Origin of the sequence: Kitasatospora sp. NPDC048298, from assembly GCF_043201465.1 — a bacterium.
Lineage (GTDB): Bacteria > Actinomycetota > Actinomycetes > Streptomycetales > Streptomycetaceae > Kitasatospora.
Map to the genome: position 1 here is coordinate 1 of NZ_JBICYZ010000128.1, position 12,071 is coordinate 12,071.

A 12,071-nucleotide genomic window follows, 5' to 3' on the forward strand; every position below is an offset into this window, starting at 1 on the left:
GGGTGGTGGGCGCCCCCCCCGGGCGGCGGGGGCCCCGGCTGCCCGCGCGGGGCCCCGGGGGGCTCACCCCGGGCCGCGGGGGGGCCCCGCCCCCCGCTCCCGGGGGGGGCCCGGGCCCCGCTGCGTTCTCCCGGGTGACACCCGTCTCAGATAGTAGGAAATCCAAGTATTCGTGCAGACACGGCCGGGGCGCGGCCTTACCGTGGAAGGGCCATACGGTGTGCCGCCCCTGTAGCCAGGGCCTGCGGCCCGTGTAGGCGTGCGCCTTCACGAGCAGGCGATCCCTGCTCCCGCGCTCCCTTCCCCTCTTCGCGCCCGCCTCCTGCGGCGCCGCTTCCAAGGAGCCCGGTATGTCGCCGACCGCCGACCGTCACGCCACGTCCGCCCCCGCCGCCACCCCCGTCCGCGCCCCGCGCCGCCGGCGGGCCGCCGAGCGGAACCCCTTCGCGGCGGCCGCGCTGCAGCGCTCGCTGGACCGCCGGGACAACGGCGGCGTGACCGGCCACCACTGAGGTCCGGCGGAGCGGCCGGCGGTGGCGTTCATCCGCCGAATGGGCCGTACGGGTCGTCGGAATGTCACCCAGTAGAGTGCAACCCCGGTCCGTCCGAGGGAAGTTGCTCGTCCCCGGCGGCGCGATCATCCTAATTTGGGGCCCTCGGAGGGGTGATCGACGTTCGCGTGGGCGGGCGTCAGCGACACGGAGTGCGGATCAGTCCCCCTGCCGGGGGAGAGGGCCCAGTGCGTCTGCCATCCGTCCGCCGACCCGCCGCCCGGATCGGCCTCACCCTGGCCCTGCTGGCCGGAAGCGCCGTCCTCGCCGCCACCCCGGCGGCGGGCGGTCCACCGACCGCGGGGCCACCGTCCGCCGGACCGCCGTCCGCCGGACCGCCGGGGCCGGGCCGAACGGCCTCCGTGCTGCTCGAACTCACCACCGAGGCGGCCGGCCCCGCCTGGCGGCGCGCCGCCGACGGCGCCCGGCGGGCCCAGCGCTCCCCGGAGGCCGTCCGCCGGGAGGCCGCGCGGGCCGGCGCGGACCAGCGCGCCCGGGCCGGGGACGCGCTCGACCGGCTGGCCGGCGCCGTCCACCGGGCGGCACCCGCCACCCGCGAGCTCTACCGCACCCGCACCGTGCTGACCGGACTCGCCGTCAGCGCGCCCGCCGACCGGCTGCCCGCGCTGCGGGCGCTGCCGGGCGTCCGCGCCGTCCACCCGATCGTCGCCAAGCGGCGCGACAACGCCCACTCCGTCCCGCTGACCGGCGCCCCGCAGGTCTGGGCCGGCGACCGGGCGGCCGGCACCGGGCAGGGTATGCGGATCGGGATCGTCGACAGCGGCATCGACTACACCCACGCCGACTTCGGCGGCCCCGGCACCGAGGAGGCCTTCCGCTCGGTGGAGCGCGGCAAGCCCGCGCCGCCCGCGCTGTTCCCCAACGCCAAGGTCGTCGGCGGCAGGGACCTGGTCGGCGACGACTACGACCCCGACCCGGCCTCCCCGCACCACCAGCCGGTGCCGCACCCCGGCGACAACCCGATCGACTGCGTGCGCAACGGGCACGGAACCCACGTGGCCGGCACCGCCGCCGGGTACGGCGTCACCGCCGACGGCCGCCCGTACACCGGTCCGTACGGGCCCGGGCTCGACCCGGCCGGCTTCCGGATCGGCCCCGGCGCCGCCCCCGGCGCACAGCTGTACGCGATCCGGGTGTTCGGCTGCGACGGCTCCACCGACCGGGTCACCGAGGCGCTCGACCTGGCCGCCGACCCGAACGGGGACGGTGACCTGAGCGACCGGCTGGACGTCGTCAACCTCTCGCTCGGCAGCCACTTCGGCAGCACCGACGACACCGAAGCCCTGGCCGTCGACCGGCTCGCCGAACTGGGCACCGTCGTGGTCGCGGCGGCCGGCAACGACGGCGACGTGTACGGCATCGGCGGCAGCCCCGGCACCGCCGCCCGGGCGATCACCGTCGCCGCCTCGGTGCACGGCCACGCCGACGTGGACGGTGTCACCGTGCTCGCCCCCGCCGCCCGGGCCGGGGTCGTCCCGGCGCACTGGAGCGAGCGCTACCGGGGCTGGTCCACCGCCGACGTCAGCGGTGAACTCGCCCTGCCCGTCGACCAGTCGGACGGCTGCGCGGACTTCGGCGAGGCCGACCGGCAGCGACTGAAGGGGAAGATCGCGCTGCTCACCTGGCGTACCCGCGAAGCCGACCGGGCCTGCAACTCCGGCCCGCGCGCCGACCACGCCGCCGACGCGGGCGCGATCGGGGCGCTGTACGCCGCCGACTCCGACCACCTCGCCGAGATCTCCGGCAACGACCGGATCCCGGCCGCGCTGCTGGCCCGCGCCGACGGCGAACGGCTGCGCCAGGCCGCGGCCGCCGGGCCGGTGCGGGTCCGGCTCGCCGCGCCCGGCAACACCCTGCACGCCTCCGTCGCCCAGGACCAGCCGGAGCGGGTCGACACCCTGACCGACTTCACCTCGCGCGGCATCGGCGTCCCGGGCGTGGTCAAGCCCGACCTGGCGGCCCCCGGCGAGAGCATCCGGTCCGCCCTGGTCGGCAGCGGCACCGGCGGCCAGCGCGAGAGCGGCACCTCGATGGCCACCCCGCACGTGGCCGGGCTCGCCGCCCTGGTCCGTGCCGCGCACCCGGACTGGCCGGTCGAGCAGGTCAAGGCCGCGCTGATGAACACCACCGTGGACACCTTCCTCGGCGACGACCGCAGCGGGCCGGCCTACGGGCCCGAGCGCACCGGGGCCGGGCGGGTCCGGGTGGACGGGGCGGTCCGCACCCCCGCCGTCGCCTACGCGGCGGGGGAGGGTGCCGTGGCGGGCGCCGTCGGGGTCTCCTTCGGGCCGGTCGAGGTGGCCGGGCCGACGGCGCGGACCCGGGAGATCGAGGTGCGCAACACCTCCGGCGCGCCGCTCGCCTACCGCACCTCGTACGCGGCGGCCACCCGACTGCCCGGCGCCTCCTACCAGGTGACGCCGGCCCGGGTGGACGTCCCGGCGGGCGGCACCGCGCGGGTGCGGGTGACGCTGTCCGTGCCCGGGGAGCTGGGGCGCGCGCCCGACCCGACCATCGACACCGTGCAGGGCGACCACGCCCGCAGCTACCGGGGCGAGCTCTCCGGGCGGGTGCTGCTCACCCCGGTCGGGGACGGCACGCTGCCGCAGCTGCGGATCCCGGTGCTGGCCGCCCCGCGCCCGACCGGCGACCTCGCGGCGACGGCCGCCGTGCGCACCGCCGCGAGCGGCGCCACCCTGGTCGCCCTCGGCGGCCGCGCCGCGCCCGGCGAACAGCCGGGGCTGGTCAGCGCCTTCGCGCTCGGCGGCGAGGGGGCCCGCTGGCCGGACTGCCCGCCCGGCGGCAGCGGCGCGGCCGTCGCGCCGGGCGCGGGCGTGCGGCCCGAACTCGCCGGGGCGCAGGCGGACCCGGCGGACGAGATCTGCGTCGAGCACCCCGGTGAGCGCTCCGCCGACCTGCGTGCGGCCGGTGCCGCCGTCGACGACCGACTGCTGTACGTGGGAGCGTGGTTGTGGGCGCCCGCGGCCACCCCGGTGGGGCTGTACGGGGTGCGGGTGGCGCTGGACACCGACGGGGACGGCAGCACCGACGTCGTCCTCAAGGCCGACCGGCTGTCCGGCAGCGACGTCCTGGTCTCCCGCGCGCTGGACGCCCGCACCGGGGCCGAGCTGGACGTCCAGCCGCTCAACGCCCACTGGGGCGACACCGACACCGGGCTGCTGGACAGCGACGTACTGGTGCTGCCCGTCCGGCTGAGCGCCCTGCCCGGCGTCGCGCCCGGGCACAGCACCGTCCGCTACGGCGTGTGGACCGGCTACACCGGGGGCGGCACGCCGGACGTCGCCGAGGCCTTCTCGGCCATCGGGCTGAACGGCACCACGCCGTCCGTCCCGCTGGACGTCCTGCGGCCGGCGCTCACCGCGCGGGCCGGCCTCGACGGTCCGGCCGCGGTGGCGGCCCCGACGGGCCCCGGCACCGTCCTCGACGTGCGGCGGGCGCCGGGCGACGCCTCGCGGCTCCTGCTGCTGTACCACCGGAACCCGGCCGAGCGGCGGGCCCAGGTGGTCGACCTGCCCTGACCCCCCGGGCGGAAGGGGCGGCCCACCGGGACTCCGGCGGGCCGCCCCGTCAGGTACGAACGTCCAGGCCGTCGGAGCTTCGGGCCGCCCGGCGGCGGTCGCCGCGCGGGAGGCGGGTCGGGCGGCGGGAGAGCCGGGCGAAGACGGCCACCAAGGCCAGGACGGCGGCGGTGGCGGAGGTGACGGTGAGGCCCTCGGTGAGGCCGGGCGGGCGGAACGCGCAGGCCACCCGGGAGGCGCCCCCGCCCAGCGGGACACCGATCATGCCGAGCACCGGGACGGGGGCCGCGTACCGGCCGCCGTCCACCGCGCAGGTCCAGCCGTCGGTGGCCGGCACGGAGAGCAGCGCGGTGCCGGTGGACCCGGCCGGGAGCGTCGCCGTCAGGGTGTGCCCGCCGGCCTCCACCCGGGTGGCGCCGGTCGCGGTGAGCCGGGCGACGGCGGCCTCCAGGGCACCGGCCCGCAGACAGCCGACCGGGCGGGCGGGGACCTGGCTCACCACGTCCGACCGCAGCGTCACCCGGACCACCCCGTCCGCCGGGACGGTCCCCAGCCGGTGGATCGGCATGGCGGTGGTGGGCTGCTCGCCGTCGCTGCGGTAGTCGGTGCCGAGGCCGCTGACCGTGCCCCGGTACCAGAGCCCGTGGAAGTAGGCCGTCCCGCCCGGCGTGCAGGCGGCCGTGAACACCGTGCCCTCCGCGCCGCCCGGTATCGACCAGCCGCTGGTGCCGTGCAGCGTGGGCACCGCCCCGCCCGCCGGGACCGGCAGCGGGGCGTCGTACACCTGGCTGCCCAGCAGCGACTCCTGCCGGGCCCAGACCGAGGAGGTCTCCGTCCGGGCTCCCGGGGGCAGCACGGTGACCAGCGGCGGCGCGGCGGCCGCCCGGACGGGCGCGAAGCCGTACGGCGGCGGTCCGTCGTCGAGGTGGGCGCGGACGCCGAACAGCGCCTGCCCGACCGGGTCGGTGACGCTCGCGGTCTGCCGCCCGCCGGCCGTCCAGCCCGCGCCGAGGTCGTGCAGCAGCAGGGCGGTGACGGTCGGCAGGTAGCCGCTGAAGTAGCCGCCGCCCTGCCCGTTCAGCAGCAGCGGGTCGTTCGGGGTGAACGCGTGCGGGCCCGGGTCGCTGCGGCCGTGCGGCCAGTCGGCGGCCGCGCGCAGCGCCGCGTGCCCGGCCCGGACGGCCGCCGGGGAGACGCCGGCGGAGGGGGCCGCGCCCAGCGCCGCGTACCCGGACCAGACGGCGTTGCCCAGCACCGCGCCGCCGATCACCCAGGTGGCGAGGGCGTTCGCCCGCCGGTCGGCGTGCCGGCGGTCCAGCAGCCACAGCGCCGCCGACAGGACGGCGCCGCCGACGGCCAGCAGCACCCAGGTGGCCGGGCGAACCGAGTGCCGGCCCGCCGCCAGGCCGGCGATCACCGCGACCACGGCGGCGCCGCCCAGCACGGTCAGCCGGTCCGGGCGGTGCGCCAGCGAGACCCAGCCGGCCAGCACCAGCAGCCCGCTGAGCACGAAGGCCACCCGGTACGGCCCGCCGGCCGGGATCGCCAGGCCGTGCCAGACCAGCACGGTCGGGGTCCAGAGGAAGCCGGCCACCACCAGCAGCAGCGCCGCGCACCACAGGGCGCGCTCCCGCGGCCGTACCCGCCGGTTGAACGGCAACCCGCAGACCACCAGCAGACCGAAGACGCCGATCGCCACGTCCGGCAACTGCGGCCCGCCGTGGGTGGCGGGCAGCAGCCGGGCGAGGTGGCCGCCCACGCCGGACGGGCCGAGCGGCTGGACCGGGGACTCCGGCTGGGCCCGACGGGCGGCCAGCACCGCGACGAACAGCACGGGGGAGGCGAGCAGCACCCCGGCGGCGGCCATGGTGACGGCCCGGCCGGTGGCCCGGACCCGCCGGCGCAGCGGGAGCGGGGCGGCGAACAGCCGGACGGCGAACAGGAGTCCGGCCGCCAGGGTGGCCAGCGCGGCGGTGTACAGGTTGCCGGCCCAGGCGAGCGCGACGCACAGCGTGCCGGCCACCCAGTGCCGCTCGCGCAGGCACCAGTCGGCGGCCAGGCCGAGCAGCGGCAGCGAGACCAGGCCCCAGAGCCACATCGGGGCGGCCCCGCCGACGTCCAGCACCCAGGCGCAGAGCCCGTACCCGACGGCGGCGAGCGCCCGCAGCCGGCGCGGGCCGGGGTGGAGGCGGCCGAGCAGCCGGGTCATCAGGGCGGTGCCGAGGCCGATGGTGGCCAGGGTGACCAGCAGGACGGCGAGCCGGCCCTGGTCGCGGGGGAGGAGCGCGGCGGGCCAGGAGAAGGGGTTCATCAGGTAGGCGAAGAAGTCCGCCAGGAACGGGGTGCCGTAGCCGCTGTTCCAGTCGAGTAGCAGGTCCCCGGCGGCCTGTCCGTGCAGCAGGTCCCACAGGTGGGCGTGGTACGGCACGGCCACCGCATCGGCCCCGGCCGGCCACCGCCCGCGCAGCGCCGCCGCCAGCCCGTACCCGCCCGCCGCCAGCCCCGCGGCACCCCCGCAGACCAGCACCTCCCGCCGCCGCTCACCCATCCGCACCCCGTCCACGCGCCTCGCCGAACCCCGCCACCCTAAGCAGGCCGCCAGCGCCCCCCGCGTCACGCGCGCTCGCTCGAAAGGGTGAAGAGATGGCGAGGGCGTGGTCGGGCCTGCGACTGTGTTCCCATGGCAACGGGTAGCGACCTGCCGACACCGGAGTGGTCGAGGCCACCGGCCCGCGGCTACACCGCCGACGATCTGGACCGGCTGCCGGACCTCCCGCCTCACACGGAGTTGCTGCTTGGAAGCCTGGTGTTCTCCGTTCGGCAGTCGGCGTTTCACTCCAAGACGGTCAGCTGGCTGGATCGGCAACTGGTGGATCAGGTACCGGAGGGGTGGGAGGTCTGGCGACAAATGGGGCTGAAGATCGACTCCCGCAATCGGCCGGAGCCCGATCTCATGGTGGTCGATTCCCGTGCGGACACCGGGCCTGAGCAGACGTTCTGGCTCCCGCAGGACGTGGTGCTCGTTGTCGAGGTGACCGAGGAGGGCGAGGCGGAGTGGGATCGCGAGGTCAAGCCGCGGAAGTACGCTGCTGCTGGGATCCGGTACTTCTGGCGTGTCGAGTACGTGCAGGGACGGCCGATTGCCCACATCCACGAACTGTCCACGGCCTCGGCTGAGTACGTGTTGAGTGGAACCTTCCGTGAGCGGTTGACAGTTCGACGCCCGTTTCCACTGGCAATCGCCTTCGACCGTCCGCATGGTGGACGTGAGGTGTCAGCACCTGGGACGGCGGAGTAGGGTCCGAGCATGTCTCGCACCATTCGTCTCGCAGTAGTCCCCGGTGACGGCATCGGCCAGGAAGTGGTGGCCGAAGGCCTCAAGGTCCTGGGTGCCGCGCTTCCCGCCGACGTGAAGCTGGAGACCACCGAGTACGACCTCGGGGCCCGGCGCTACCACCGGACCGGGGAGACGCTGCCGGACAGCGTGCTGGCGGAGCTGAAGTCGCACGACGCGATCCTGCTGGGCGCCATCGGCGACCCGAGCGTGCCGTCGGGCGTGCTGGAGCGGGGGCTGCTGCTCAAGCTGCGGTTCGCCTTCGACCACCACATCAACCTGCGTCCGGGCCGGCTCTTCCCCGGGGTGAAGGGTCCGCTGGCCGGTCAGCCGGAGATCGACTTCGTGGTCGTCCGCGAGGGCACCGAGGGCCCGTACGTCGGCAACGGCGGCACGCTGCGCACCGGGACGCCGCAGGAGGTGGCCACCGAGGTCAGCCTGAACACCGCGTACGGCATCGAGCGCGTGGTGCGCGACGCCTACCGCCGGGCGCAGGCGCGGCCGCGCAAGAAGCTCACCCTGGTGCACAAGAACAACGTGCTGGTGCACGCCGGGCACCTGTGGACGCGGATCTTCGCCGAGGTCGGCCAGGAGTTCCCCGAGGTCACCACCGACTACCTGCACGTCGACGCGGCGACCATCTTCTTCGTCACCCAGCCGGAGCGGTTCGACGTCATCGTCACCGACAACCTCTTCGGCGACATCCTGACCGACCTGGCCGCCGCCGTCACGGGCGGGATCGGCCTGGCCGCGAGCGGCAACATCAACCCGAGCGGCGAGTTCCCGTCCATGTTCGAGCCGGTGCACGGCTCGGCGCCGGACATCGCCGGCCAGGGCAAGGCCGACCCGACCGCCACGGTGCTGTCGGTCGCGATGCTGCTGGAGCACCTCGGCTTCGCCGCCGAGGCCGCCACGGTCGAGGCCGCCGTCGCGGCGGACCTGGCCGAGCGCTCCGGCACCCGCAGCACCTCCCAGGTCGGCGACGCGCTCGCCGCCCGAGTATCCGGCTAGCGGGCCGGATCCGAGAACGAGGTTCCGGCCAGCGGGCCGGATCCCGAAGCGGAACTCCGGCCTGCGGGCCGGACCGCGCATAACCGCAGCCTGCGGCCCCGGAAATGGGGCGGACAGCTGTTCGGCACGGCCCTCTGGATGCGAGTATCGACAGTGGGCCGTGCCGTTGTGCGTCCATTCCGGTGAATTTCGCCGAAACGTATCCGCGGCGGTGGCGGCCCTTACCAACCCACGGTGAAGGAAACAGCCATGAGCACGGCCACCCAGGCGCCCATCACGTTCGACCTCAAGCCCTCCGCCCACCCGCTGCCGGCAGCGGAGCGCGAGGCCCGGCTGACCAACCCCGGCTTCGGCCGGGTCTTCACCGACCACATGGTCACCATCCGGTGGACCGAGGGCGTGGGCTGGCACGACGCCCAGCTGGCCCCGTACGCGCCGCTGGAGATCGACCCGGCGAACATGACCCTGCACTACGGTCAGGCGATCTTCGAGGGCCTGAAGGCCTACCGCCAGGCCGACGGCTCCATCGCCACCTTCCGCCCGGAGGCCAACGCCGCCCGCTTCCAGGCCTCGGCCCGCCGCTTGGCGATGCCGGAGCTGCCGGTGGAGACCTTCGTCGAGGCCGTCGAGCTGCTGGTCCGCCAGGAGCAGGACTGGGTGCCGAACGAGCCGGAGCAGAGCCTCTACCTGCGCCCGTTCATGTTCGCCACCGAGGTCGGCCTGGGCGTCCGCCCGGCCAACTCCTACCTCTTCATGATCATCGCCTCGCCGGCCGGCGCCTACTTCCAGGGCGGCATCAAGCCGGTCTCGGTCTGGCTGTCCAAGGAGTACGTCCGGGCCGCCCCCGGCGGCACCGGCGCCGCCAAGTGCGCGGGCAACTACGCCGCCTCGCTGGTCGCCCAGGCCCAGGCCGCCGAGAAGGGCTGCGACCAGGTGGTCTGGCTCGACGCCGCCGAGCACCGGTGGGTCGAGGAGATGGGCGGCATGAACCTGTACTTCGTCTTCGGCGAGGGCAAGGACGCGAAGATCGTCACCCCGGAGCTGTCCGGCGCCCTGCTGCCCGGCATCACCCGCGACTCGCTGCTGCAGCTGGCCGCCGACCTCGGCTACGCGGTCGAGGAGCGCCGGATCTCCACCGACGAGTGGCAGCAGGCCAACGCCGACGGCACCCTCACCGAGGTCTTCGCCTGCGGCACCGCCGCCGTCATCACCCCGGTCGGCTCGGTGAAGTCCGCCGCCGCCGACTGGACCGTCGGCGCCGGCGAGCCGGGCCCGGTCACCATGGAGCTGCGCAAGGCGCTGCTGTCGATCCAGGGCGGCCAGACCCCGGACACCCACCAGTGGCTGCACAAGATCGTCTGATCACGCACACCCCGCCGGTCCGCCCGCCCGGCCCGTCCGGCCCGTCCGGCCCGCCCGTTTCGCATCGCGAGACGGGCGGGCCGGATCCCGGGCAGCTGTGCCAGACTGCGAGCGTGTCCTCGCTTTCGCTGATTATTAGCAGCAGGCGCGCCGGTCCGCAGTGACCGCTTCCCGCACGACCCGATGCGGAGCGACCACTAGCGTCCAGACCCGCGCGCAGACCTCTCGCACCCGCGAGGGGTCTTTTTGTTTCTCCCGGACCGGCCGACGGCCCCCACAAGGGGCCCGGGGACACCGGGACCGCGCGCGGGATCATGGACAGTGGAGCCGGGACGGAAAAGTCCGGCAGAGCAGTACCCAACCTCCCCGAAACGGAGAACCAGGGGTCATGACCGAGGTCACCCGTACCGATGACAGTTTCCACGTGTTCGACACCACGCTGCGCGACGGAGCGCAGCGGGAGGGCATCAACCTGACGGTGGCGGACAAGCTGGCCATCGCCCGGTACCTGGACGAGTTCGGGGTCGGCTTCATCGAGGGCGGCTGGCCCGGAGCCAACCCGCGCGACACCGAGTTCTTCGCCCGCGCCGCCGCCGAACTGGAGCTGGAGCACGCCCGGCTGGTCGCCTTCGGCGCCACCCGCCGGGCCGGCGGCAAGGCCGCGGAGGACCCGCAGCTGGCCGCGCTGGTCACCTCCGGCGCCCCGGTGATCACCCTGGTCGCCAAGGCGCACGACCGGCACGTGGAGCTCGCGCTGCGCACCACCCTGGACGAGAACCTGGAGATGGTCCGGGACAGCGTCGAGTTCCTGCGCTCCCAGGACCGGCGGGTGTTCATCGACTGCGAGCACTTCTTCGACGGCTACAAGGCCAACCCCGAGTACGCCGTGTCGGTGGTCCGCACCGCGCACGAGGCCGGCGCGGACGTGGTGGTGCTCTGCGACACCAACGGCGGGATGCTGCCCGGCGGGGTCCGGGAGATCGTCGCCGACGTGCTCGCCAGGACGGGCGCCCGGCTCGGCATCCACGCCCAGGACGACACCGGCTGCGCGGTGGCCAACACCCTGGCCGCGGTGGACGCCGGCGCGACCCACGTCCAGTGCACCGCCAACGGCTACGGCGAGCGGGTCGGCAACGCCAACCTGTTCCCGGTGGTCGGCGCGCTGGAGATCAAGTACGACCGCCGGGTGCTGCCCGCGGGCCGGCTGGCCGAGATGACCCGGATCTCGCACGCGATCGCCGAGCTGGTCAACCTGACCCCCTCCACCCACCAGCCGTACGTCGGCTACTCGGCCTTCGCCCACAAGGCGGGCCTGCACGCCTCCGCGATCAAGGTCGACCCGGACCTGTACCAGCACATCGACCCCGAGCGGGTCGGCAACACCATGCGGATGCTGGTCTCCGACATGGCCGGCCGGGCCTCCGTCGAGCTCAAGGGCAAGGAGCTCGGCTACGACCTCTCCAGCGACCGGGACCTGGCCGGCCGGGTGGTGGCCAAGGTCAAGGAGCAGGAGAACCTCGGCTACACCTACGAGTCCGCCGACGCCTCCTTCGAGCTGCTGCTGCGCGACGAGGTGCGCGGCAGCCGGGACCGCTTCTACACCCTGGAGTCCTGGCGGACCATCAGCGAGCAGGGTCCGAACGGCTTCACCGGCAACGAGGCCACCGTCAAGCTGTGGGCCAAGGGCGAGCGCCGGATCGCCACCGGCGAGGGCAACGGCCCGGTCAACGCGCTGGACCAGGCGCTGCGCACGGCCCTGGAGGGCATCTACCCGCCGCTGGCCACCTTCGAGCTGGTGGACTACAAGGTCCGCATCCTGGAGGGCCAGCACGGCACCGGCTCCAAGACCCGGGTGCTGATCGAGTCCACCGACGGCGCCGCCACCTGGTCGACGGTGGGCGTGGCCGACAACGTGGTCGCCGCCTCCTGGCTGGCGCTGGAGGACGCGTACACCTACGGCCTCATCCGGGCCGGCCTGGAGCCCACCGAATAGCCGGCCCGAACACACCCGTGGCCCGCGGGACTTCGCAGGAAGTCCCGCGGGCCGCCGGCATGTCCGAGCACCGCCGGTTCAGCGGAGTCGGGCGAGGAGGGCGTGTTCGACGAGGGTGATGAGGGCGCTCTTGGCGCTGTCGCGGCGGCGGGCGTCGAGGGTGATGACGGGGGTGTCGGCGCCGAGTTGGAGGGCTTCGCGGACTTCGTCGGGGGTGTGGGGCTGGTGTCCGTCGAAGCCGTTGAGGGCGACGACGAAGG

Annotated in this window: 7 protein-coding genes and 1 pseudogene; 6 read left to right on the top strand and 2 right to left on the bottom strand. The window is 75.1% G+C overall.

Going from position 1 to position 12,071, the window contains the following annotated elements; all coding sequences use genetic code 11:
- The first annotated feature begins 350 nt into the window (after positions 1-350).
- Together ACGF0D_RS43350 and ACGF0D_RS43355 are read left to right on the top strand one after the other, a co-directional pair.
- Entirely contained in the window at positions 351-512 is a 162-nt protein-coding gene (locus tag ACGF0D_RS43350; RefSeq protein WP_363382932.1) for a hypothetical protein, read from the top strand.
- A gap of 227 nt (positions 513-739) precedes the next feature.
- Positions 740-4,111 carry a S8 family serine peptidase gene (locus ACGF0D_RS43355; protein ID WP_392925987.1) on the top strand — a complete coding sequence of 1,124 codons (3,372 nt, stop codon included), beginning with the start codon at positions 740-742 and terminating at the stop codon, positions 4,109-4,111.
- Positions 4,112-4,160: 49 nt separating this feature from the next.
- Here ACGF0D_RS43355 and ACGF0D_RS43360 read toward each other — a convergent pair whose 3' ends face one another.
- Positions 4,161-6,659, bottom strand: a complete 2,499-nt coding sequence (locus ACGF0D_RS43360; protein WP_392925990.1) for a YfhO family protein — start codon at positions 6,657-6,659, stop codon at positions 4,161-4,163.
- Between the two features lie 132 nt (positions 6,660-6,791).
- Between ACGF0D_RS43360 and ACGF0D_RS43365 the strand changes: the two genes are divergently transcribed.
- From ACGF0D_RS43365 to cimA, 4 genes are all read left to right on the top strand, one after another.
- Positions 6,792-7,409, top strand: a complete 618-nt coding sequence (locus tag ACGF0D_RS43365; protein WP_392925993.1) for a Uma2 family endonuclease — start codon at positions 6,792-6,794, stop codon at positions 7,407-7,409.
- A gap of 9 nt (positions 7,410-7,418) precedes the next feature.
- A complete protein-coding gene (locus ACGF0D_RS43370) occupies positions 7,419-8,456 on the top strand; it encodes a 3-isopropylmalate dehydrogenase (RefSeq protein WP_392925996.1) in 1,038 nt (345 codons plus the stop codon).
- Positions 8,457-8,705: 249 nt separating this feature from the next.
- Positions 8,706-9,818: a branched-chain amino acid aminotransferase gene (locus ACGF0D_RS43375; RefSeq protein WP_392925999.1), complete on the top strand. Its 1,113-nt coding sequence runs from the start codon at positions 8,706-8,708 to the stop codon at positions 9,816-9,818.
- A gap of 388 nt (positions 9,819-10,206) precedes the next feature.
- Positions 10,207-11,811: a citramalate synthase gene (gene cimA / locus ACGF0D_RS43380; protein ID WP_392926001.1), complete on the top strand. Its 1,605-nt coding sequence runs from the start codon at positions 10,207-10,209 to the stop codon at positions 11,809-11,811.
- Positions 11,812-11,889: 78 nt separating this feature from the next.
- On the opposite strand, the pseudogene ACGF0D_RS43385 reads toward cimA, so the two are convergent.
- Positions 11,890-12,071: pseudogene (locus tag ACGF0D_RS43385) on the bottom strand (ATP-binding protein); the annotation flags it as partial.